25 protein-coding genes are annotated in these 22,790 nt (G+C 68.2%); 8 read left to right on the forward strand and 17 right to left on the reverse strand.

From position 1 onward, the window contains the following. Positions 1-6: 6 nt before the first annotated feature. The 3 genes from ERC79_RS08025 to ERC79_RS08035 form a co-directional block, all read right to left on the reverse strand. Positions 7-933, reverse strand: a complete 927-nt coding sequence (locus ERC79_RS08025) for a cation diffusion facilitator family transporter (RefSeq protein WP_131577213.1) — start codon at positions 931-933, stop codon at positions 7-9. A 70-nt stretch (positions 934-1,003) separates the two neighbouring features. Continuing rightward, complete coding sequence (locus tag ERC79_RS08030) at positions 1,004-2,149, reverse strand: FUSC family protein (protein ID WP_242676774.1); 1,146 nt, start codon at positions 2,147-2,149, stop codon at positions 1,004-1,006. Beyond that, the gene (locus ERC79_RS08035; RefSeq protein WP_131577215.1) at positions 2,136-2,552 is read right to left on the reverse strand and encodes a DUF3151 domain-containing protein; all 417 of its coding nucleotides are present in this window, start codon (positions 2,550-2,552) and stop codon (positions 2,136-2,138) included. The genes ERC79_RS08030 and ERC79_RS08035 overlap by 14 nt, the downstream gene beginning before the upstream one ends. Before the next feature lie 80 nt (positions 2,553-2,632). Here ERC79_RS08035 and ERC79_RS08040 point away from each other — a divergent pair, with 80 nt between their 5' ends. Further along, positions 2,633-3,166 carry a hypothetical protein gene (locus tag ERC79_RS08040; RefSeq protein ID WP_131577217.1) on the forward strand — a complete coding sequence of 178 codons (534 nt, stop codon included), beginning with the start codon at positions 2,633-2,635 and terminating at the stop codon, positions 3,164-3,166. Between the two features lie 90 nt (positions 3,167-3,256). Here the strand turns inward: ERC79_RS08040 and fbaA are convergent, their stop codons facing one another. Beyond that, positions 3,257-4,294, reverse strand: a complete 1,038-nt coding sequence (gene fbaA, locus ERC79_RS08045) for a class II fructose-bisphosphate aldolase (RefSeq protein ID WP_131577219.1) — start codon at positions 4,292-4,294, stop codon at positions 3,257-3,259. 214 nt (positions 4,295-4,508) lie between these two features. On the opposite strand from fbaA, the gene ERC79_RS08050 reads away from it, so the two are divergent. After that, positions 4,509-5,213 carry a VTT domain-containing protein gene (locus ERC79_RS08050; protein ID WP_131577221.1) on the forward strand — a complete coding sequence of 235 codons (705 nt, stop codon included), beginning with the start codon at positions 4,509-4,511 and terminating at the stop codon, positions 5,211-5,213. A 2-nt stretch (positions 5,214-5,215) separates the two neighbouring features. Continuing rightward, on the forward strand, positions 5,216-5,878 hold the full coding sequence (locus tag ERC79_RS08055) for a DedA family protein (protein WP_131580867.1): 663 nt from the start codon (positions 5,216-5,218) through the stop codon (positions 5,876-5,878). Between the two features lie 37 nt (positions 5,879-5,915). Here the strand turns inward: ERC79_RS08055 and ERC79_RS08060 are convergent, their stop codons facing one another. The 4 genes from ERC79_RS08060 to ERC79_RS08075 form a co-directional block, all read right to left on the reverse strand. Next, complete coding sequence (locus tag ERC79_RS08060) at positions 5,916-7,037, reverse strand: glycoside hydrolase family 76 protein (RefSeq protein WP_131577223.1); 1,122 nt, start codon at positions 7,035-7,037, stop codon at positions 5,916-5,918. Between the two features lie 34 nt (positions 7,038-7,071). After that, positions 7,072-7,773 carry a TrmH family RNA methyltransferase gene (locus ERC79_RS08065; protein ID WP_131580870.1) on the reverse strand — a complete coding sequence of 234 codons (702 nt, stop codon included), beginning with the start codon at positions 7,771-7,773 and terminating at the stop codon, positions 7,072-7,074. Next, a complete protein-coding gene (locus ERC79_RS08070) occupies positions 7,773-8,369 on the reverse strand; it encodes a DUF6636 domain-containing protein (RefSeq protein WP_131577225.1) in 597 nt (198 codons plus the stop codon). The genes ERC79_RS08065 and ERC79_RS08070 overlap by 1 nt, the downstream gene beginning before the upstream one ends. A gap of 71 nt (positions 8,370-8,440) precedes the next feature. Then, positions 8,441-9,235 (reverse strand): SDR family oxidoreductase, encoded by a 795-nt coding sequence (locus tag ERC79_RS08075; RefSeq protein ID WP_131577226.1) that lies wholly within the window; start codon positions 9,233-9,235, stop codon positions 8,441-8,443. 48 nt (positions 9,236-9,283) lie between these two features. Here ERC79_RS08075 and ERC79_RS08080 point away from each other — a divergent pair, with 48 nt between their 5' ends. After that, on the forward strand, positions 9,284-9,730 hold the full coding sequence (locus ERC79_RS08080; RefSeq protein ID WP_131577228.1) for a hypothetical protein: 447 nt from the start codon (positions 9,284-9,286) through the stop codon (positions 9,728-9,730). Here the strand turns inward: ERC79_RS08080 and ERC79_RS08085 are convergent. From ERC79_RS08085 to ERC79_RS08120, 8 genes are all read right to left on the reverse strand, one after another. Then, positions 9,727-10,464, reverse strand: a complete 738-nt coding sequence (locus ERC79_RS08085; protein ID WP_131580872.1) for a lysoplasmalogenase family protein — start codon at positions 10,462-10,464, stop codon at positions 9,727-9,729. The two genes, ERC79_RS08080 and ERC79_RS08085, sit on opposite strands and share 4 nt — an antisense overlap. Positions 10,465-10,548: 84 nt before the next feature. Beyond that, a complete protein-coding gene (gene galK / locus ERC79_RS08090) occupies positions 10,549-11,733 on the reverse strand; it encodes a galactokinase (RefSeq protein ID WP_347563583.1) in 1,185 nt (394 codons plus the stop codon). Then, positions 11,730-12,848 carry a galactose-1-phosphate uridylyltransferase gene (gene galT / locus ERC79_RS08095; protein WP_242676775.1) on the reverse strand — a complete coding sequence of 373 codons (1,119 nt, stop codon included), beginning with the start codon at positions 12,846-12,848 and terminating at the stop codon, positions 11,730-11,732. Before galT ends, galK begins: the two co-directional genes overlap by 4 nt. A 77-nt stretch (positions 12,849-12,925) precedes the next feature. Then, on the reverse strand, positions 12,926-13,459 hold the full coding sequence (pyrE, locus tag ERC79_RS08100) for an orotate phosphoribosyltransferase (protein ID WP_131577232.1): 534 nt from the start codon (positions 13,457-13,459) through the stop codon (positions 12,926-12,928). Between the two features lie 85 nt (positions 13,460-13,544). Then, positions 13,545-14,087, reverse strand: a complete 543-nt coding sequence (locus tag ERC79_RS08105; RefSeq protein WP_131577234.1) for a LemA family protein — start codon at positions 14,085-14,087, stop codon at positions 13,545-13,547. Positions 14,088-14,157: 70 nt separating this feature from the next. After that, a complete protein-coding gene (locus ERC79_RS08110; protein ID WP_242676776.1) occupies positions 14,158-14,841 on the reverse strand; it encodes a hypothetical protein in 684 nt (227 codons plus the stop codon). 53 nt (positions 14,842-14,894) lie between these two features. After that, complete coding sequence (locus ERC79_RS08115; protein ID WP_131577236.1) at positions 14,895-15,770, reverse strand: hypothetical protein; 876 nt, start codon at positions 15,768-15,770, stop codon at positions 14,895-14,897. A 126-nt stretch (positions 15,771-15,896) separates the two neighbouring features. Next, positions 15,897-16,280 (reverse strand): RNA-binding S4 domain-containing protein, encoded by a 384-nt coding sequence (locus ERC79_RS08120; protein WP_131577238.1) that lies wholly within the window; start codon positions 16,278-16,280, stop codon positions 15,897-15,899. A 235-nt stretch (positions 16,281-16,515) separates the two neighbouring features. Between ERC79_RS08120 and ERC79_RS08125 the strand changes: the two genes are divergently transcribed. Then, entirely contained in the window at positions 16,516-17,457 is a 942-nt protein-coding gene (locus ERC79_RS08125; protein WP_131577240.1) for an alpha/beta fold hydrolase, read from the forward strand. A gap of 58 nt (positions 17,458-17,515) precedes the next feature. Here the strand turns inward: ERC79_RS08125 and clpB are convergent, their stop codons facing one another. Further along, positions 17,516-20,101: an ATP-dependent chaperone ClpB gene (clpB, locus tag ERC79_RS08130; protein ID WP_131577242.1), complete on the reverse strand. Its 2,586-nt coding sequence runs from the start codon at positions 20,099-20,101 to the stop codon at positions 17,516-17,518. 248 nt (positions 20,102-20,349) lie between these two features. Here clpB and ERC79_RS08135 point away from each other — a divergent pair, with 248 nt between their 5' ends. Genes ERC79_RS08135 through ERC79_RS08145 form a run of 3 tightly spaced genes read left to right on the forward strand, consistent with a single transcriptional unit; the run spans position 20,350 to position 22,784 of the window. Beyond that, positions 20,350-21,513, forward strand: coding sequence for an FAD-binding oxidoreductase (locus tag ERC79_RS08135; protein WP_131577244.1), 1,164 nt, complete (start codon positions 20,350-20,352; stop codon positions 21,511-21,513). Between the two features lie 15 nt (positions 21,514-21,528). After that, positions 21,529-21,981 carry a hypothetical protein gene (locus tag ERC79_RS08140; protein ID WP_131577246.1) on the forward strand — a complete coding sequence of 151 codons (453 nt, stop codon included), beginning with the start codon at positions 21,529-21,531 and terminating at the stop codon, positions 21,979-21,981. A gap of 44 nt (positions 21,982-22,025) precedes the next feature. Beyond that, positions 22,026-22,784, forward strand: a complete 759-nt coding sequence (locus ERC79_RS08145) for an FAD-binding oxidoreductase (RefSeq protein WP_131577248.1) — start codon at positions 22,026-22,028, stop codon at positions 22,782-22,784. Positions 22,785-22,790: the final 6 nt, after the last annotated feature.

Genomic DNA, 22,790 nt, shown 5'->3' on the forward strand with positions numbered 1-22,790 from the left:
CGCGCCTCACCAGGTGAGGTCCTCCTGGCAGCGGGACCCCTCGACGCCCGACTCCACCTGAACGGTGGCGTGGCTCAGGCCGTGCGCATCGAGCACGGCCTTCGCCGCGGCCAGCACCCGCCGCGAATCCGAATCGGTGGTCAGGTGCACCGTCGCGACGTCCATGCCGGTCGTCAATGTCCACACGTGCAGGTCGTGCACGTCCGAGACGCCGGGCACGGCGCGCAGGTCGGAGCGAACCGCATCGATGTCGACATTCGCGGGCGAGGCCTGCGTGAGGATCCGAAGGGCCGAACCGGCCAGCTTGAGCGCGCGCGGGACCACCCACAGCGAGATCAGGACGCCGACCACGACATCCGCGTAGATCCAGTCGAACAACACCAGGGCAGCGCCCGCGAGCAGGACACCGACGCTGCCGACCGCGTCGGCCAGCACCTCGAGATATGCGCCGCGAACAGCAATGGAATCCTTGGCGTCGCCGCGCAGCATCAGCATCACCACGATGTTGGCGGCCAAGCCCGCGGCGGCCGTGGCCATCAACAGGCCGCCGGGGATCTCGGGGACGTCACCGATCCGGCCGATGGCCTCGTACATCACCCACGCCGCGACGCCGAGGAGCAGTACCGCGTTGGCCATCGCGGTGAGCACCTCCGCGCGGTGCCAGCCGAACGTGCGGGCCGCGGCCTTGGAACCCTGCTTCGCGAGCAGCAACGCCACCAAACCCATCGACATGCCGACGACGTCGGTGAGCATGTGACCGGCGTCTGCGAGTAGCGCGAGCGATCCGATAGCGAGGCCGACCACGACCTCGAGCACCAGGAACGCGATGAGAATGCCGAGCGCGATCACCATCTTGCGGATGCGCGTGTGCGACGGACCGACGCCGCCCGCGCCCGCCGTATTGCCGTGACTGTGCCCGTGACCGGCTCCCATGATCACCCTCCTCCGTAGGTCGGGCCCATCATATGCATACATTCGCATGTATGAGAACCGGAGCGTCCGATCACTGCTCCGGCGGGTAGGCGGGCTTCGGCACCGTCGGCGGCAGCGTCGCGATCGCCGAGATGCGTTCGAGCCCCGCCACCTGCAGTAGGTCCACGATCAACGAACGGATCTGAGCAAACACCACGGTCGCCGAGATCCCCGCGTTCTCCACCAGTTCCGGACGGGCTCCGGTCGCGACGGTCCGCAACACCCGCGCCGCCTCCGCCTGGTCGGGCTGCTCCCCCGGCTCCGCCAGGATCATCCGGCGCAACACATCCAGCGCATGCGAGAGCTTCTCGATCTCGTCGACCAGTCGCGGATCGAGGATCTCGTCGTCACGCACCAGCGAGAGCGAGCGGCGGGACAGCACCCGGATGTTGCGCATCGCATTGTCGATCGGGTCCGCGGTCGCATTCAGCCGGGCCAGCCGCGCACGACTTCCCCAGTACAGCGGAGAAATCCGGCTGATCTCCTTGCCGCCGGAGAGGTTGCCGCGTAGCGAGTCGATCGCCGGTTGTGTCGCGCGTGCCTTGCGCAGTGCCTCCTCGATCGGCTTCGGGTCGTTCGCAACAAGGCCGTCCGCGACGAGTTGCAGTACCTCGGACGACGTGGAGAGGATCCCCGCGGCGTCCCGCCTGGCCCGGCGCACCGGATGCGTCGGGACTATCGCCACCACCGCGATCCCGACGAGTCCGCCGACCAGGGCGTCGACCATCCGGTCGAATCCGGCGGCATCGCCAGGTGGGAGCAGAGTCGCGACGAGCACCGCCGATGTGCCGGCCTGGATCGAGAAGATGGGCCCGCTGCCGATCAGCACCGCCGTCGACATCGCCAACGCGACGACCAGCGTGATCTGCCAGGCCCCGGTACCGATCAGCGAGATCAGCAGATCGCCGACACCGATGCCGACGGTCACACCACAGACCAGCTCCACCGACCGGCGCAGGCGCGCACCCAGCGAGAGCCCGAGCGAAACCACCGCTGCAATCGGCGCGAAGAACGGCCGGGTGTGGCCGACGACTTCGGTGGCGAACCACCACGCGAGCCCGGCCGCCAGTGCGCACTGCAGCACCGGCAGCGCCGATGCGCGCAGTCGGCGGATCGATGCCGCTACGCGCTCTCGACCCGCTGCTGGAGTGGGAACGAAACGGCTAGCCGAGACCAAGTGCTTCGGCCGCTCGCGGATCGCTGTCCTCGAGCAGGTCCAGGCACCGGGCATATTCGTCCGTCTCGCCGATTGCCCGGGCCGCCTTCGCCAGAACCGCGACACAGCGCAGGAATCCGCGGTTGGGTTCGTGACTGTAAGGGACGGCGCCGAAGCCCTTCCACCCGTTGCGGCGCAACTGGTCCAGCCCGCGGTGGTAGCCGGTGCGGGCGTACGCATACGCGGTGATGGTCTGGTCCTGTTCGAGTGCAGCCTCAGCGAGGTAGGCCCACGCGATCGACGCGGTGGGATGCTCCGCCGCAACCTTCGCTGGGTCCTCGTGGTTGAGCAGGGCCGACTCCGCGTCCTCGTCGCCGGGGAGCAGGGTGGGCTGCGGGCCGAGAAGATCACCGAAAGACGTCATGGTGTCCATTGTGCCGGTAGGGGCATGGGGCCGATAGGCTGCCCACCAATTGACCCGACTCCCGGACCGAGAGGCGTCACGTGCCCGACCCGAACCACTTTCAGCCGAGCACCTCACCTGCCGGCAGCGGCCCCCGCCGGATCGATCCGGTCGCGCCCGCGGAGCGGACCCGCCGGCGTGGGCCCGGTCGCGGATGGATCATCGCATCGGTCGTCGCCGTGGTCGGTGTGCTCGCCGCGCTCGGGGTAACCGGGTTCGTGATCGCCCGCGGCGGCGCACACAACGCCGACGAATCCAAGGTCCGCGACGCCGTCGACACGTTCGTCGGCGCACTCGGGTCCGGCGACCTGGCGACGCTGCAGTCGTCGACCTGCGGCACGCTCGCCGACTTCTACCGCGACATCCCGCCCACCGAGTTCGCGGACGTGCACCGCGACGCCGTCGCGCAAGGGAACGTCCCAGTGGTCACCGGCATCGACACGGTCCAGATCACCGGGGATTCCGCCATCGCTCAGGTCACCGCGCACACCCAGGCCAACCCGAACGATGCCTCACCGCGCACGTTCGACCTCGAACGCCTCAACGGCGTCTGGAAGGTGTGCGACCCCGAATAGTCCTCCCCTCAAACGCGTTTTGCGCACCTACCGCTGTTCCCGAGCTGGGAAAACAGCGCCAAGTGCGCAAAACGCGGTGGAGCGAAACGACTAGCCGGCGGAGACGGAACGTCCCGCGGACTTGAGGTCGTTGCAGGCCTCGATGACGCGAGCCGTCATGCCGGCCTCGGCCTTCTTGAGGTAGCTGCGCGGGTCGTAGACCTTCTTGTTGCCGACCTCGCCGTCGACCTTGAGGACGCCGTCGTAGTTGGTGAAGAAGTGACCGGCGATCGGACGCGAGAATGCGTACTGGGTGTCCGTGTCGACGTTCATCTTCACGACGCCGTAGCGCAGCGAGTCCTCGATCTCCGACTTCAGCGAGCCCGAGCCACCGTGGAAGACGAAGTCGAACGGCTGCGAGCCGGCGGCCAGGCCCAGCTTGGCGATGGCGGCCTCCTGGCCCTCCTTGAGCACCTCCGGCTTGAGGACGACGTTGCCCGGCTTGTAGACGCCGTGCACATTGCCGAACGTCGCGGCCAGCAGGTACTTGCCGTTCTCACCGACACCGAGCGCGTCGACGGTCTTCTCGAAGTCCTCGCGCGAGGTGTACAGCTTGTCGTTGATCTCGGCCTCGACGCCGTCCTCCTCGCCGCCGACGACGCCGATCTCGACCTCGAGGATGATGTTCGCGGCCTTCGACAGCTTCAGCAGTTCCTGGGCGATCTCCAGGTTCTCGTCGATGTGAATGGCCGAGCCGTCCCACATGTGCGACTGGAACAGCGGGTTCTGGCCGTTGTTGACGCGCTCCTGCGAGATCGCCAGCAGCGGGCGGACGAAGGTGTCCAGCTTGTCCTTGGGGCAGTGATCGGTGTGCAGCGCGATCGTCACGCCGTACTTGGCTGCGATGACGTGCGCGAACTCCGCGAGCGCGACCGCACCGGTCACCATGTCCTTGACGCCGAGGCCCGAACCGAACTCCGCGCCACCGGTGGAGAACTGGATGATGCCGTCACTGCCGGCGTCCGCGAAGCCCTTGATGGCCGCGTTGATGGTCTCGGAAGAGGTGCAGTTGATGGCGGGGAAGGCGAAGGAGTGCTCCTTGGCCCGTCCGAGCATCTCGGCGTAGACCTCGGGAGTTGCGATAGGCACGGCGGCTGTCCTCCATGTGACGGTTGGGGGCGCGGCCGACTGTGACGGCGCGCCGGTGGTCTATGCAGTATGGCAACCCCAGCGCGTGAATGCCTCCCCTGGTGTCGGCGCCGTGTCGGCTCCGTGTCGGCTCGCCAGACGCGGTCGGCTCAGCGAGCTCTCAGCGGCCGCCGGTAGTCTGGTCCGCGTGAATGTGCTGGCAGCCTCAGAGTCCGTGACCACGAATCTGGCATTGCTGCCGGGATTCCTCGATCCCGTCAACCTGCTCAACTCGTTCGGCACCTGGATGCTGGTCGGTCTGCTGCTGGTCGTCTTCATCGAGTCGGGCCTGCTGTTCCCGCTGCTGCCTGGCGATTCGCTGCTCTTCACAGCGGGCCTGATCGCGGCATCGAAGTCCACCGAGGTCGAACCGTTCGCCCCGCTGTGGGTGCTGATGGTGACCATCCCCATCGCCGCGATCCTCGGCGACCAGGTGGGCTACCTCATCGGCGCCAAGGGCGGCGCGGCACTCTTCAAGTCCGACGACGCGAAGCTCTTCAAGAAGAGCTACATCGACGAGTCCCAGGAATTCTTCGACAAGCACGGACCCATCACGATCTTCCTGGCACGCTTCGTGCCCATCGTGCGCACCTTCGCTCCGCTGGTCGCGGGCGCCTCGAAGATGAAGTACTCCGTGTTCATCACCTACAACATCATCGGTGGCATCGTGTGGGGCGCGGGCGTCACGCTGCTCGGTTTCTGGCTCGGACAGATCCAGTTCATCGCCGACAACATCGACTACATCTTCATCGGCATCGTCCTGGTCTCGGTCATCCCGATCATCGTCGAGATCGGCAAGCGCTACTTCGGCTCCCGCAGGGCCGTCCGTGGCACCACCCCCGCCGAGACCGTCACCACCCCGAATGATCCGACCGCTTGACGATGATCTCCGCGGCCGGAACCTTCGGTCCGCTCGAAACGGCCGGTCCCGCACTGGTGTGGATCATCGTCCTCACCTTTGTGTTTCTCGAATGTGCACTGATCGTCGGACTGTTCCTGCCTGGCGACTCGATGCTGGTGACCGCTGGCATCGTGCTCGCCACCCACGAGGCGGGCGCCCAGCACACCTGGGCCCTGTCCGCAGGCGCGATGGGCGCCGCGATCGCCGGTAACCAGGTGGGCTACGCAATCGGTAAGCGCAGCGGCCACCACCTCATCGCGCGCCGAAACGGCAAGTACGTCAATGCCGCGAACCTGCACAAGGTCAACGCCTTGCTCGACCGGCACGGTTTCTGGGCGGTACTGATGGCACGGTGGATCCCCTGGGTGCGGACTCTGTGCCCGCTGGTCGCCGGCGCCGCGAACATGGATCACCGCCGGTACACGATCGCAAGCAGCATCGGCGCTGTCATGTGGGCGCCGGTGCTGCTGCTCATCGGGTTCTACTGCGGTTCGCTGCTGCAGAAGGTGTCGTGGCTGATGCCGGCCGTGCTCGTGGCGATGGTGACACTGCTCGTGATCGGCACCGCGATCGGCCTGCACAGCTACCGCCGCGAGATGGCAAAACCCGCCGAGGACGTCGTCGTCGACGAGGTTCACGACTGAGCCCGATCACCCGGCGACTCCACTACCGGCGGCTCCCTTACCTGCGACGCGGATACCCCGCTGCCGAGACCAGGTAGGCCGCCTCCGTCAGTAGCCAGCCGCTCAACTGCACCGAGAAGTCCCGCTCGGCGATATCGGAGGAACGCACCGAGCCGCCGGAGAAGGTCGCGATGCCGGCGCCCAGCCCGGGCAGCTGCGCGGGCACACTCCAGTCCTTACCGAAGAGCGGCTGCCCCTCGACCTGCAACCGGTTCTCCCATGCGGCCTCCGCCGACCCGAGGACCAGCTGCGCCGAGAGCTGCCTGGCCCGCTTGTCCGCGGGTTCGTCACCGGGCAACATCAACGCGACCAGCGCCAGGTAGCGGGCCAGCAAACCGTTGAAGAGCCCGCCGTCACCACCACCACCGCCGCGGATCACACCGCCCTTGGTGAGCCGCTCGTCGACGGCGTCGACCAGCCGGTACACCCGCTCGCGGTGCCGCGGGTCGCCCATCCGCACCGCCAGCTCGGTCTCGAGGCTGAGCACCGCGCCCTGGCAGTACGAATAGAAGTTGCGCTCGATAGTTCCGTCGGCGCGGATGCCGTCGAAGATCAGTCCGGTGTCGGGATCACGGAGTGTGGCGTCGATCCAGTCCGCCATTGCCTGTGCCCGCCACAGCCGGCCGGCACGGGCAAGCATCAGGGCGGCCGGGCCGTTCGCGGGCGTGTTGAAGAAATCGGAGTGCTTCCGCCACGGGATGCCGCCACCGGCGTCCGGGGACCACGCATCGAACAGCTGCGCTTCGAGCGTCGCGAGGGCCTTACGATTATCGATGAGCTGCATCCGCTGTGCGCGTTCGAGCGCCAGGCCGAGCCACGCCATGTCGTCGTAGTAGCTGTTGGTCCAACCCGAGATGTTCCGTATGCGATGGCCCCGAATCAATCTCATGAGCCGTCGACGGCGCTTGGCTGTGGGATCACGTTCACAGGCGTCGACGGTGGTGTTGATGAGAATGGCCTGCCACCAGTAGTGCCAGTGCACGAATACCCGTTCCCGGCGCACCGCCGGCCACGCGACGACAGCGAGCGCAGTGCCCGGCATCCCCCAGACCCGACGAATGTGCCGGGTGATCACCGCGTCCTCGGCGGCGTCCGCACGAGCAGACCATTCGCGCTGCATGCCTACCGATCTTGCCCCGGCGTGGACACTTCCGCTACCAGGCGCGGCCGAGATCCGCGTGTTGACGTATCCAGGTGTGCATCGCGATGCCAGCGGCGACGCCCGCATTGATGCTTCGAGTCGACCCGAACTGGGCGATGGATACGGTCATCGACGCCACCGCGTGGCCCTGTTCGGTGACCCCGGGCCCCTCCTGGCCGAACAGCAGGATGCACTCGCGCGGCAACGCGGCCGTCTCGATCGGCACCGACCCGGGCGTGTTGTCGACGGCGACGATGGTGAGGCCGTTGTCCCGCGCGAAGGCCGCCAACTCGTCGAGGCCGGCGTGGTGCGCCAGGTGCTGGTAACGGTCGGTGACCATCGCGCCGCGCCGATTCCAGCGTCGGCGCCCGACGATGTGCACCGCGGCCGCCGCGAACGCGTTCGCGGTGCGCACGACCGTGCCGATGTTGGCGTCGTGCCCGAAGTTCTCGATCGCGACGTGCAGCGGATGCCGTCGGCCGTCGATGTCGGCGACGATGGCCTCACGAGTCCAGTAGCGATACGCATCGACGACGTTGCGGCGGTCACCCTCGGCCAGCAGTTGCGGGTCGTACCGCGGATCCTGCGGCGGCTCGGTGCCGTACTCCTCGCGCCACGGGCCGACGCCGTACGGGTGCTCACCCCACTCGGTGGGCCCCGGCTGATCCACGTCGTCCGCGGGATCCGATGCCGTCGCACCCGCGTCACCGGTGATCAAAACGTCTCATTCGAATCGGGCGCGACCGTGAACCCGTGCCCGGTCCCGTCGTTGGTACACGTCACCGACCTCGCGGTGGTCTCGCACGTGTACCCGAGCTTCGCGAGCTTCACTCCCGGCGCCAGCACCGGATCGGCGCCGGAGCCGGAGGTGTAGACCTGCCCGCCGGAGCACATGAACCCGCCGCGGCCGACGTTCTCGACGCGGATCCCGTTGCCCCAGCTGACCATGCAGTCGTCCGGCTTGGGCGGCAGCGGACGCGTGACGCCCTCGCAGCCCGCCTCGGTCCGGCTGGGCAGTTTCACGATGCCGCAGCGAAATCCGCCGTCGGGCGAGGTGAAGTAGTACGACTCGTTGCGCTGGAACTGCACATCGGTGAGCGTCGAAGTGCCGGCGGCGCTGGTGGTGGTCTCCGTCGTCGTGGCGACCGGCGCCTGCGTCGTAGTGGGCGCGGGAGCCTCGGGCGTCGTCGTGGTCGGAGCGGCGGTGGTGGTGCTCGACTCCGCTGCGGCCGGGGCATCGGGCGATCCCCCACACGCGGTCAGCGTCAGCACGGCGCCGACTCCCAGACACAGCAGCGATACCCGGCGCACAGTTGACTCCTCCACATTCACACGGCAATTGGTCGATACCGAACTCTAGTCGCCGCTGCGGACAAGTCTGCTCAGTTGCCGCTGAGCAACCGGTTGATGAGCCGGGCGAGCCACTGCGGGGAGAACTGCGCGGCCGCCGCCATGATCTTCGCCTGCCGGCCCACGGGATAGTGCACCTTCGGCAGCACTCGGCGGCGCCCCCGCGTCGTCTCGAAGATCGCTTCAGCGACGTCCTCCGCGTTCAGCCGGACGCCCAGTGCTCGAGTGGTGCCGATGGATACGCCGTGCACCATGCCGGTGCCGACGAACAGCGGCCACATATCCATCACCCGGATGCCGTGAACCCGCCATTCGAGATCCAGGGCCTCGGTGAGTCCACGCACCGCAAACTTGGTGGCGCTGTACGTGGCCAGTTCGGGCTGACCGTAGATCGCCGACGCCGAACACAGGTTCACCACCTGAGCCCCAGGGGTCTCCTTCAAGTACGTGAAGGCCGCGAGCATCCCGTTGACGGTGCCGCCGACATTGATGTCGATCATCCGGTGGTGCGCATCGGCGGAGATGTCCTCGAAGCGTCCCGCGGACAGCACGCCGGCGTTGTTGACCAGAATGTCGAGCCGGCCATGGTCCGCGGCGAACTCCGCGAGCCGCTCCTGCCACTCGCCGCGGTCGGTGACGTCGAGGAGACCGGTCCGCACGCGGCCGCCCCGGCCCTCGATCTCCGCACGCAGAGTATCGAGGCCGTCCTCGTCGATGTCGTAGGCACCGACGAGGTAACCCGCTCGGGCAAACCTCAACGCGGTCGCCCGCCCAATTCCGGCGGCAGCACCGGTGATGAACACTGTCGGCTGAGAGGTCGGAGTCATGCCGTCAGGTTAGGCGCTGGATGGATAGGCTGGGGTGGGAGTGAGGCCATGAATCATCCACGCATCGTTCGCACCGTCTGTGTCATCAGTGTCGGCTATGTCGCCGTGCTGGCGTTCTGGCTGGGCTGGCTCGTCGAGCACACCCCGCCCGGCACCGTCCCGTATCAGATCGGCGGCCTGCTCGCGGCGTACGGATCGGCGCTGGGGCTGGGCATGATGTGGGCCGACCGGCCCACACGAGCCGAACGCCGGCTCGCCAAGCGTGGCATCGAGGGATGGGCAAAGATCGAGCACACCCATCGGATCGGACGCACCGTCGACAATGGAGAGCTCACCGAACTCGACCTCGCCCTCACCGTCCCCGGGTCGGAGTCCTACACCGGTCGCATCGTCTACGAGGTGTTCCCCGGGGACGCGCCGCGCTTCGCACCGGGCGAGACCATCTCGATCCGCGTCGACCCGCACAACCGCGACCGAATCATGATCTGCCCCTAGAGGCGCTGCGCCTTCGCACGGTGTCCGAGCGCGAGCATCCCTTCCACCAGCAGCAGCTGCGCCGCCGCATACGACGCGAGAATCACGCCCTCCGCGGCGGCCCGCGGCTTCTCCCCGCGCAGGAACAGCTTGCGCATCACGATCAGTCCATCCGAGCCTGTGAAGAGCAGCCCGCCGAGACCGAGCCAGCTACGACGGTCGCGCCGGTTCGGCATCGGCAGCCCGGCGATGTCGGCGGCGCCAGGCGCCAGCGCGGGATCCGCGGCGAGAGTAGCGGTGGTGCCGAGTAGCGCGCCGTAACCGGTGAGTGTCTGCGCGACTGCCGGCGCCTTCGCACGCAGCAGCCCGGACACGCCCAGCCACGCGCCCAGACGCGGGAGCGCGGCGGCCAGGCGGGGTCGGGCTCCGCGCCGGGTCAGCAGCGACGAATAGCTCATCTGCATCACGCCGAATGATGTCGCCCCGCGGCGCAGACGGGCGTCGACATCGGGGTCGATCATGAACACATCGCCGACGGTGGCGGCCGCCAGTCCGGCGACGAGCAGTGTGGCATCGGCAGTATCGAGGTCGCCGCGACGGCGCAGCACCCGCACCGCGAGAGCCGGGGCCATCAGAGGCTTGGCGGCCTGCTGCACCCGTTCGCGCCCGGTGACCGCGCCGTAGACGGTCGCTGCGGTCGCGCCCACGAACACCGCGTGCTCGATTCCCCAGTTCCTGATGCTCGCGAACGCCATGCCTACTCCCTCGTGTCCGGATTCCGGCTCGACCGTACCGCCACTCACCCCCGACCACCCCCGAATCCTTCTGACTCAGCTCGGTCAGGCCAGGCGACGGGCGGGCGCCGATGCGGCGACGACTGCGAACGACGGCTCCGGCAGACCCAGGTTCGCGGCCCGCGTCCGAGTCGTCGCGACGGCCTCGTCGACCCGTCCGGCCGGAATCAGCGCGATCGCCGATCCTCCGAAACCACCTCCCGTCAGCCTGGCCCCCAGAGCCCCTGTGACGAGGGCGCATTCGACAGCGTTGTCGAGTTCTGGGCACGACACCTCGAAGTCCAGGCGCAGTGACAGGTGCGACGCATACAGCAGCTTGCCGAATTCGGCGTAGTCCCCGGACCGTAACGCCTGCACGGCGAGGCGGACGCGGGCGATCTCACTGATCACGTGCCGTGCTCGGTGGCGCAACTCGCCGTCCCTCAATGCACGCACCGCGTCCATGCCGTCGCGACCACAATCGGCGAGTTCCCGCAGCGAGCCGACACCGAGCCGACGTGCTGCTCGCTCCACCGTGTCCCGGCGCTTCGCGTACTGTCCGTCGACGAGACGGTGCGGCGCGCGGGTATCGGTGACCAGCAACGCCAAACCATGCGACGCCGGATCGAACGGAACCTGCGCGACCGCGCCGGACGCCGAATCCAGCAGCAGCGCATGACCTTCCGTCGCCCGCAGCGATGCCGCCTGATCCATTCCACCGGTGGGTGCCAACGCCACCTCGTTCTCGGCGCGCACACAGGCAGCAGCCAGCGACGCCCGATCCGGGTCGGGTGCCAGCGCGAGTGCCAGCGAGCACTCCAGCGCGGCCGAGCTCGACAGGCCCGCACCGATCGGCACCGTCGAGACGAACACCGCATCGACGCCCGCGAAATCCCCAGCCAGCATGCCCGCCTCGCGCAGAGCCCAGATCACGCCGGCGGGATAGGCCGCCCAGCCCGTCGGACGTCCCGGACCGATATCGGCGATCCTCCCCTCCCACGGCTCCCCGTCTGCCGACCGCAACCGGATCAACCCGTCCGTTCGCGACGATATCGCGGCAACAGTGCTGTGCGGCAGCGCGATCGGCAGGCACAGACCGTCCGCGTAGTCGACGTGCTCACCGATCAGGTTCACTCGCCCCGGTGCTGCCCATATCCCTTCCGGCTCCGTGCCGAACTCGGCATGGAACAGGTCCGTGCCCGCCACTGCCATCTCGGCGTCGGGTACGGGACGGAACCATCGGACGCTCACGGCGCCACCTCACGGAACCGGGCTGCGATCTGCTCGGGTGTGGTGTCGCCGATCCACGCCCCCATTCCGGACTCCGAGCCCGCCAGGTACTTCATCCGGTGCGGCGAGCGCATCAGCGAAAAGATTTGCAGGTGAAGCCGACCCAGCTCGCGGCCGGTACCGGTCGGCGCCTGGTGCCAGCCCGCGATGTACGGCAGCCGGGCAACGCCGTCGAAGAACCGGTCCAGCCGCCCGAGCACGTCGAGGTACACCTGCGCGAGCTCGTCGAGTTCGGCATCGTCGAGTTCGGTGAGGTCCGCAACGTCCCGGCGCGGCGCCACATGCAGCTCCACCGGCCACCGCGCGGCCGCGGGAACGTAGGCCGTCCAGTACTCTCTGTCGACGATCATCCTTGTGCCCGAACGTCGCTCGGCTTCGAGCACGTCGCGGAGCAGTGAGCGGCCCGTGCGCGTCCGGTGAAACTCGGCCTGCCGCAGCAGGGCGGCGGTGCGTGCAGGCAGTTCCGGGTACGCATAGATCTGGCCGTGCGGATGCGCCAGCGTCACCCCGATCTCCTCCCCGCGATTCTCGAAGCAATAGACCTGCGCGACACCGGGCAGTGCCGACAGCTCACGGGTCCGGTCGACGAGCGCCGCCAGCACCGTGCGGACCCGGGACGGCGTCAGCTGTGCGAAGCTGCGATCATGATCGCTGGTGAAGCAGACCACCTCACACCGACCGTCGGCGACCCGCTGGGGCCACAGTGTTTCTCCGTCAACGTATTTCGCCACACCTGTCGCCGACGGCGCAGCCAAGGAGGGGAATCGGTTCTCGAACACCGCGACGTCGTAATCGGCGGCCGGAATCTCGGTGGCGGCCCGCCCCGGCCGGGTGGGGCACAGCGGACACGCGTCCACCGCCGGCAGGAAAGTGCGGGTGTTCCGGTGCGCAGCGAGAGTCACCCACTCGCCTGTCAGGGCGTCGTAGCGCATGGTCGACGACGCGGCGACCGGCTTCAGGTCCCGGCCGTCGTGGAGTTCGCGGGTCGCGGTACCGCCCACGTACGGCTCGGTGTCATCGAAGTACAGCAGCGCGCGACCGTCGGACAGGGTGGCCCGCGTCTTCCGAATCGGCATCGGATCACGATATGCCAATGGCATGCCCCATCGGCGTCCCCGCGCCCGATGAACTGGTCTCCGAACGCCGTAACTGGCTAGCCCAGGCCCAGATCCCCGAGTCCGAGCAGCGAGCGGTACTCGAGGCCCTCGGCGGCGATGACGGCGTCCGCGCCCGTCGCCCGATCGACGACGGTGGCGACACCGACGACGATGGCACCGGCGTCACGCAGCGCCTTGACTGCAGTCAGCGGTGAGTTACCCGTGGTGGTGGTGTCCTCGACCACGAGGACACGCTTGCCGACGACGTCGGGGCCCTCGATCTGACGCTGCATGCCGTGCGCCTTGGCGGCCTTGCGGACCACGAACGCGTCGATGGGGCGTCCCTCGGCGTGCATGACGGCCATCGCGACCGGGTCGGCGCCCATCGTCAGGCCACCGACGGAGGCGAAGTCCCAGTCGGCGACCAGCTCGCGCAACAGCTTGCCGATCAGCGGGCCGGCCCGGTGATGCAGGGTCGCGCGGCGCAGGTCCACGTAGTAGTCGGCCTCCTTGCCCGAGGACAAGGTGACCTTTCCGTGCACCACCGCCAGCTCACGCACCAGCGCAGCGAGCTCTTCGCGATCCGTCATCGGCCGCTCCCATCACCATTCGAGGTCAGTCACATTTCGTCAGGCAAAGCCTAGCGAGACGACCGAGCCCCGACCCTCCCGGCCCTCACGCCGCGGCGTCGGCGACGTCGTCTTCCGGCGCCCCCGAAACCGTGAGGATCGTCGCCTCGAACAGCTGCGCCGGCTTCACCCCCACGAACCGCGCAACGACGCTGGTGGGCGGCGTGCACACGGCGTGGTTCAGTCGACGCGCCAGGTCGTTGTAGACGCGCACCGCGCCGGCGAGCCGCTCCTCGGTGAGCTCGAGTTCCCCCGCTGGCCGGACGAATGCCCAGTCGTGACGCAGCGCCGGATAGCAGCGCGCGGTGCCGAGCAGGGATTGCAGCGCCGCGGACAGCGCACTCTCGGCACCGGCCTGCTGGCACAGATCGAGATTCTCCTCGCGAACCCGCATTGCCAGGGCGCGGGCACCGGACACGGTGCTCACGAGGTCCCGCCCCACCGTCTCTGCGGACGCGAGGACCAGCCCTGGGATGTACTCGTACCGGCGATCCAACTCGACATGCACGAGCGCGAGCGCGGCCCGCGCGGTCGATTCGGTACGACGCAGCCGACGAACCATCGACACAACCCACACCACGGCAGTCACAACAAGAACGAGAGAAACACCCGACACAACAACCACAGGTGCGGAATCTACTGGGAGGAGACTGCAGCCGCTATTCGACGGTCTCGGGGGCCGACGGACGGCCGGGATCGTGGGCGACGGGATTCAGGTTCATGGTCTGCGGCTCGACCGCGGGCGGCAGCACACGCAGCATCCCGGACAGCCGGGCAACCGCCTCGATCGCAGCGTCCCAGTCGCGTCCGACACTGTTGATCGGCAGCGAGCCGAGAGTCCACTCACCCTCGCTCCACATCATCTGCAGCTGCGGCGGCGCCGACTCGGTGAACGTCACCATGCGCTGGTCGCACACCCGGCGGGCGATCTCGAGGTCGGTCGCGAACACGACGCGCGGACCGATTGCACCGAGCAGGTTCAGATCGGCGTCGCGCGGCGGCGGCGTCGACTTCAGACGCAGGTCGATATCGATATCCGACCCGATCTCACGGTGCACGGCGACGATCGTGGCCGTCTCCTCCAGGTCGAAGAGTACGAACTCCTCACCCCGGCGGATGCCCCGCACGACGTCGACGGCCCCGAGGTATTCCTGCTTCGAAAGCGCGGCGCGGTGCCATTGCGACGAGAGGTTCTCGTCGGATGCGTTGTACGTGTAGCCCTGCGCCTTCGCCCAGATCTGCCGGACCCGACCGGTTTGGTCGCGTCGCGTGCGATCGACATAGAGCAGCGCGACAGCGCCCGCGAGTGCTATCACTGCCAATCCGAACCACATAGCCGTCATCGTGCGTCAGCCTAGCTACTCGGGAGCCCGATCCGGGCATCCGGTGCCGCGCGTCAGTTCCCGAACCCGGGAAGCGTCGTGTTGATGATCAGCTTTGCGGTGACTTCGCCGCCTTCGACCTTGTCGCCCTGCACCAGAACGGACTCGCCTGGCTCGAGGTCGGCGACGGTCGCCGCGGTGAGCGAGATGAGCGTCGTATCGGGCGTGGTCCGCACGGTGACAGTCGATCCGCCGAGCCCGTCGATCGTCAACGTGCCGCCGTTGTTGGCCGTGATGGTGCCCATTGCGGTGCCCGCCTTCCCGATCAGGTCACCGACACCGCCGGGGATGCCGTCCAGCGGAGACGTGGTGTCGGGGGCGGTCGTCGGAGGCCCGGAGCGTTGCGGCACGGTCGGCGGCGCAGTCATCCGGGTCGACGGCGCTGCGGCCGTTGCCGACGTGTCCGAACCAGCTCCGTTCACCAGGAACCCGATGCCCAGACCGAGCGCCAGCAGCAGGATTCCGGCCGCGACCGCCGCCCACAGTCCCACCTTGCGTCCGGGCTTGTGGTCGGGGGTGTTCTCGATGAACGGCGCCTCGCCGGGCGGCGGTGATCCGGGCGGCAGCGATCCGGGCGGTGGGTAGCCGCCGGAACCGTAGTAGGTCGGGTATGCCTGTGTCGCGTTCGGCGGCAAGGACTGCGGATCGAACCGTGGGTCATAGGTGGGCAGGGCCTGCGTCGGGTTCGGCGGTGGACCCCCGTACGCCTGGTAGGGGTCGGCCGTGTAGTACTGCTCGGTCGGCTGATCCGGCTGCTGCACCGGCCCGATCTGCTCGGTGTCACCGCCTGCCGGACGCCCCCACTGCTCGGCGGCAGCACTGCCGTCTCCCTGTTCGGCGGGATCGTAGGCGCGTTCCTGCGGGGTGCGGGGATCGTCGGGGTTCGTCATGATGCGGACCTGTTCTTCCGGCGGGCGGCGATTCGAGCTGACAGTTCAGGGTAGAGCCGGACTCTGAGATCCGTCTGAAACCCCAGAAGAGCTGCCTGCCGCGCTCGAGGAAATCCCGGATCCGGCCTACAGACCGCGGAGTTTCTCCAGGTCGCGTCGCTCCCGCTTGGTGGGCCGGCCCGCACCGCGATCACGGCGGGGCAGTGACGCGAGCACCTCCGGCGGGGGCGGCGGCGGACTGTTGTCCTGCATACATTCGGCGGCCACCGGCGGGCCGACGCGCTTGGCGATCGGCCGCACCACGACCACGATCCGCTCCAGCCCGGACACCCGGACACGCACCTCGTCACCGGCCTTGACCTGCACGGAGGCCTTCGCGGGGGCGCCGTTGACCCGCACATGTCCCGATCGACACGCGGAAGCGGCCTGGGACCGGGTCTTGAACAGCCGCACCGCCCAGGTCCAGCTGTCGACGCGAACGCTTGTTGCGTCGATGGTCGGGGTAGGCACGCCGTCCAGGATACCGAAGCGACCCGACTGCGCCGGTTCGACCTGCCCGCACCGCGCTGGTGGCCGCCGCAGGTTGTGTCGCGGAAACCCTGTCCCACAACAGGTTCGCCGAGCATCGACCCTCAGCGTCCTTTCTGGCCCTTCTGGCCTTTCCGCTTTCGCGTTACCGTCGGTACCGGCTGTGTTACGTTCCTCAATCGGTCGGGATCTCATACCGGATGAAGGGGCTCCACTCGTGCGAAAGTTGTTCGCAGGAATAGTTTCAGCGGTATCGGGAGCACTCCTGATCAGCGCCGGTGGCACAGCGTCGGCGGCGCCCCTGCCTGTTCCGGACGGGTTCTTCGCCGGCATCCTGCCGGAGCTGACCAACCCCGCCGGGTCGCTGCCCGGTTCCAACGACTTCTCGTGCAAACCGACAGCGGAGCACCCCGAACCAGTGATCCTGGTGCACGGCACCGGCGGTGGGCAGCAGACCAACTGGGGCAAGTATGCGCCGATGCTCGCGAACGAGGGATACTGCGTCTTCTCGCTGACGTACGGCAACGTACCGGGGACGCCGTGGCCGGTCAGCGCGATCGGCGGGATGCGCCCGATGGAGGAAAGCGCCCGACAGTTCGGCGATTTCGTGGACCGTGTGCTCGCATCGACCGGGGCGGCGAAGGTGAACATCGTCGGGCACTCGCAGGGCACACTCATGCCGAGCTACTACCTGAAGTTCCTCGGCGGCGCCGACAAGGTCGACAAGTACGTCTCCCTCGCGCCGCTGTGGCAGGGCATCGCCACGCCGGGAGTCGCGGAAATGCAAGCGCTGGTGAAACGCCTAGGGCTCGAACAGGCATGGGAAGAAACCGTCGAGAAGCTCTGCGGGGCCTGCTTCCAGATGGCCGCCGACTCGGAGTTCATGACGAAGCTGAACGAGGGTGGCCCGTACGTCCCGCAGGTGACCTACACCAACATCATGACCCGATACGACGAGGCCATCGTTCCCTACACCCGCGGCTATGTGCCGGCCCCGAACGCCACCAACATCGTCGTGCAGGACGGCTGCGCACTGGACTTTGCCGAGCACGCGGGCATCGCCGCGGACCCGATCGCCGCGACGCACGTGCTCAACGCCCTGGATCCGGCGCATCCGCGTCCGATCCCGTGCTTCTTCGTCCCACCCTTCACGGGCTGACGCCCGTGCGCGTTTGCAGTAGTAGGTACTACCGCAAACGCGCACGGGCGCGAAGCGCCTAACCGAGAACCAGGTGATCCCCGTCCTCGGACACCGTCACCGGCACGGTGTCACCGTCACGGACGGTGCCCGCGAGCAGCAGCTTGGCCAGCTGGTCGCCGATCGCCTGCTGGATCAGGCGGCGCAGCGGACGTGCGCCGTAGAGCGGGTCGTAGCCGCGCACAGCGAGCCAGAGCCGCGCCGCGTCGGACACCTCTAGCGTGAGCCGCCGTGCCGCCAGCCGCGACGCCAACTGCTCGAGCTGAATGTCGACGATCGACTCGAGCTGCTCCTCCGACAACGGATCGAAGACGACGACGTCATCGAGCCGGTTGATGAACTCCGGCTTGAACGCCGACCGCACGGCCGCCATCACCTGATCCCGGTCACCGCCCGCACCGAGGTTCGAGGTGAGGATCAGGATCGTGTTCCGGAAGTCGACCGTGCGTCCCTGACCGTCGGTGAGCCGACCATCGTCGAGCACCTGCAGCAGGATGTCGAACACATCCGGGTGCGCCTTCTCCACCTCGTCGAACAGCACGACGCTGTACGGACGGCGGCGTACCGCCTCGGTGAGCTGGCCGCCGGACTCGTAGCCGACATAGCCGGGAGGGGCACCGACGAGCCGTGCCACCGAGTGCTTCTCGCTGTACTCGGACATGTCGATTCGGACCATCGCCCGCTCGTCGTCGAACAGAAAGCCTGCCAACGCCTTCGCGAGCTCCGTCTTGCCGACGCCGGTCGGGCCGAGGAACAGGAACGAGCCGGTGGGACGGTTGGGGTCGGCGACGCCGGCGCGGGCGCGGCGCACCGCATCCGAGACCGCTTGCACGGGTTCGGCCTGCCCGACGACGCGCTTGCCGAGTTCGGTCTCCATGCGCAGGAGCTTGGCGGTCTCGCCCTCCATCATCCGGCCGGCCGGAATGCCGGTCCACGCGGACACGACGTCGGCGACATCGTCGGGTCCGACCTCCTCCTTGAGCATGACGGAGCCGTCGGACGCACCGTCCGATGCGGCTGCGGCGGTCTCGAGTTGCTTCTGCAACTCGGGGATCCGCCCGTAGCGCAGCTCGGCGACCTTACCGAGATCGCCGTCGCGTTCGGCCCGCTCCTCCTCGCCGCGCAACGCCTCGAGCTGCTCCTTGACCTCGCGAACCGAGTCGATGGCGTTCTTTTCGTTCTGCCACCGGGCCGTGAGCTGGCGCAGCTTCTCTCGGTCGTCGGCCAGCTCCTCGCGCAGCTTCACCAACCGGTCCTGGGACGCCGCGTCGGTCTCCTTTGCCAGCGCCATCTCCTCGATCTCGAGCCGGCGGACCACCCGCTCCACCTCGTCGATCTCGACGGGGCGCGAGTCGATCTCCATGCGCAGGCGCGACGCGGCCTCGTCCACGAGATCGATGGCCTTGTCCGGCAGGAAGCGCGAGGTGATGTACCGATCCGAAAGGGTCGCCGCCGCAACGAGAGCCGAGTCGGTGATGCGCACACCGTGGTGCACCTCGTACCGCTCCTTGAGTCCGCGCAGAATGCCGACGGTGTCCTCCACCGACGGCTCCCCGACGAGGACCTGCTGGAAGCGGCGCTCGAGCGCGGCGTCCTTCTCGATGTACTTGCGGTACTCCTCGAGCGTGGTCGCGCCGACCAACCGCAGTTCACCGCGCGCGAGCATCGGCTTGATCATGTTGCCGGCGTCCATCGCCGATTCGCCGGTGGCACCCGCGCCGACGATGGTGTGCAACTCGTCGATGAACGTGATGACCTGACCGGCCGAGTTCTTGATGTCGTCGAGGACGGCCTTGAGACGTTCCTCGAACTCGCCGCGATACTTCGCGCCGGCCACCATCGACCCGAGGTCCAGGGAGATGACGGTCTTGCCGCGCAACGACTCCGGCACGTCACCGGCGACGATGCGCTGCGCGAGGCCCTCGACGATCGCGGTCTTGCCGACGCCGGGCTCACCGATGAGCACCGGGTTGTTCTTGGTGCGCCGGCTCAGCACCTGCACGACGCGTCGAATCTCGGTGTCGCGTCCGATGACCGGGTCGAGCTCGCCCTCGCGGGCGCGGGCGGTGAGGTCGGTCGAGTACTTCTCGAGCGCCTGGTAGCTGCCCTCGGGGTCGGGGCTGGTGACGCGTGCGCTGCCACGGACCGCGGTGAATGCGTCCCGCAGCGCGGTCGGGGTGGCGCCGTGGTCGACGAGCAGCTTGGCGACGTCCGAGTCGCCGGCGGGAGCGGAGCCCGCGGCGCGACCCAGTCCACCAGCGAGCCCCACCATGACGTGCTCGGTGGACACGTACTCGTCATCGAGTTCGGTGGCCAGGTGCTGTGCCGCGGTGATCGCGGCGATCGCCTCGCGGCCGAGCTGCGGCTGCGTGGTGGCGCCGGTGGCGCGTGGCAGCCGATCCACCAGAACCTGAGCCTCGCGTCGCACCACCGTCGGGTCGACGCCGACGGCCTTGAGCAGCGGCGCGGCGATGCCGTCGGTCTGGTCGAGCAGCGCAACCAGGAGGTGCGCGGGACGGATGTCGGGATTGCCCGCCGAGGACGCCGACTGCAGCGCAGCCGTCAGCGCGGCCTGGGTCTTGGTGGTGGGAGAGAACGAGTCCACTTGGCACCTTCCTTGCGACGAACGGAACGGAGATCGTGCCGCGCGGAGCGAACCCCTCACGGCACTGTCGTTCTACTCAACGAACAAAGCATTGAGTCTGTTCCGCTCAACTTTGAACTTCTTCGGGAATTTTCATGCAGGTTCGGCGAGGCCCCGAACCGGACCGACGCCACCCCGGTGCACACTAGTGGTCGGCTCCCGGTGTGCGCGCACATCCGGCAGCCGTGCAGCACCCGAGGGAGGACGACGTGGACACCGCCGAGATCAGGCTCATCCGCTCACAATTCGATACCGTCACCGCGTCCGCCAGCCACCGGGACCGCTTCGCCCGCACGTTCTACGCCCAGTTCTTCGCCCGCGTCCCGCATTGCCGGTCGCTGTTCCCGGCCGGTATGGATGGCCAGCGCGCCAAGCTGGTCGCGGCACTCGAGTACATCGTCCGGGGACTCGACGACACCGAATCCATGCTCCCGTTCCTCGCCCAGCTCGGGCGCGACCACCGCAAGTACGGCGTCGAACGCGAGCACTATGCGGCCGCCGGGAACGCATTGCTCGATGCGATGCGCGAGACCGACTCCGACGAGCCATGGAGCCCGGACCGCGACGCCGCGTGGCGCGAACTGGTCGCATTGATCACCACCACGATGTCCGATGCCGCCGACGCCGACGACTACCCCGCATTGTGGGAAGGCACCGTCGTCAGCCACGAGCGGGTGCTGCGCGACCTCGCGGTCATCCGCCTCGAGACCGACTCTCCCATCCCCTACGCCGCCGGTCAGTACGTCAGCGTCCAGATCCCGCAGCGTCCGCAGATGTGGCGGTACCTGTCGCCGGCGATCCCGTCGAACCCGTTCGGGCAACTCGAGTTCCACGTCCGGCGCGTATCCGGAGGGTGGGTGAGCCCCGCCATGGTGAACGAGACCGCAGTGGGCGACCGGTGGCGGATCGGCTCGCCACTCGGTGGCCTGCACGTCGATCGCGAAAGCGGCAAGGATGTGCTGATGATCGCGGGCGGCACGGGCCTGGCGCCGTTGCGCGCGCAGGTGATGGATATGGCGCAGCGGGGTATCAATCCGCGAGTGCACCTGTTCGTCGGCGGCACGTACCCCTGCGATCTCTACGACATCGAGACGCTGTGGCAGCTGTCGCTGAGCAACCCCTGGCTCACCGTCGTACCCGTCACGGAGGAGAACGACAATCCCTGGTGGCATCCGTATCCCAGCCCCGAGCCGCCGCCCGGGTTGCACCAGCGCCTACTCGGCCCACTGGGCAAGGTGGTGGGCCAGTTCGGGTCCTGGGCCGACCGGCAGGTACAGATCTGCGGGTCGCCGTCGATGGTCAAGACCACCGCTTACGCCCTGCAGCGGGCCGGGACGCCGGTCGAGTCGATCATCCACGATCCGCTGCGCTGAGGCGATGATGTGCCCATGGACGATCTTCCACCGATGCGACCGGTAGACAATGTCGGGCAGAACCCGCCCAAAGCCGCGCCCTTCTGGGTGATCGCGCTGTGGTTCGTGACGATCGTGGCCGCAGGTGCCGCGGTACCGGTTCTCCCGGCGCCGTCGGCCGCAGCCGCGATCGTCGGCTCCGCCATGGTTGCGATCGGGGTCGCTGCCGCGGCCGCAGGCACGGCCCGGGTCCACCGGGAGAACGACGGCCAGCGAATCCCGTGGTGGGGCCCGCCTCCGCGCCGACCACGCAAATTGGACCTGCTGCAAGGAACAGGTCTTCCGCTGGTCGCCTTCGGCGCAACGCTGTTGGGCCGCTGTGTGGAAACCCTGCCGAGCCTGGTGGTCCCCCTCGTTGCGGTGGCATTGGTCACCGTCACCGCGTCCCTCGCCCAGGCCCTGCACAACCGCCGCGTCGAGGCCACCTGAGACGACGATGTGAAACCCCCGTCCGAACCGGGAACAATGGCGACATGCCGCAGCCATCCTGGACCGCAACCGTCGTCGAACACCACCGCCTGCGTAAGGATCTCGCGGTGGTCCGGCTGATCGGCGACGCCGTCCCGTTCCGCGCCGGTCAGTACGTGGACGTGAGCGTTCCACAGCACCCGCGGCTACGGCGCCGACTCTCCCCCGCGCTACCGCCCTCGCTCGACGGCAAGCTCGAATTCCACGTCCACGCGGTACCGGGCGGCTGGGTCAGCGGCAGTATCGTAGCCGACACCCAACCCGGTGACCGCTGGCAGATCTTCGACCCACGCGGCGGTGACCTCCACGTCGACGAGACCGGGCCGACGGTGGTCATGGTGGCCGGCGGCACCGGGCTTGCTCCGCTGCGCGCGATCCTCCTGGATCTGATCCGGGTGGAAGACCCGCCGAAGGTGTACCTGTTCATCGGCGGCCGCACCGTCGCGGACCTGTATGCGTCGGACATGTTGTGGCTGCTCACACAGGATCTGCCCTGGCTCACCACGATTCCGGTCGTCGAGGACGTCACCGACCCAGGAATCCCGGACCAGTGGTACGACCGTATCCGCGACGAGCTAGGCGAGATCGGGTTCGGCGAGGACCACCTGATCGAGGGCACCCTCGCGGATGTCGTCGCCGCACACGGCGCGTTCGTCGATCACCAGGTGCTGCTGTGCGGATCGCCCGCGATGGTGCAGACCACCCGGGATCGCCTGGTCGCCACCGGGACTCCCGCCGACGCGATCCGGTTCGACCCGAGCTGATCCGGG

Origin of the sequence: Rhodococcus sp. ABRD24 (assembly GCF_004328705.1) — a bacterium.
Taxonomy (GTDB): Bacteria; Actinomycetota; Actinomycetes; order Mycobacteriales; family Mycobacteriaceae; genus Prescottella.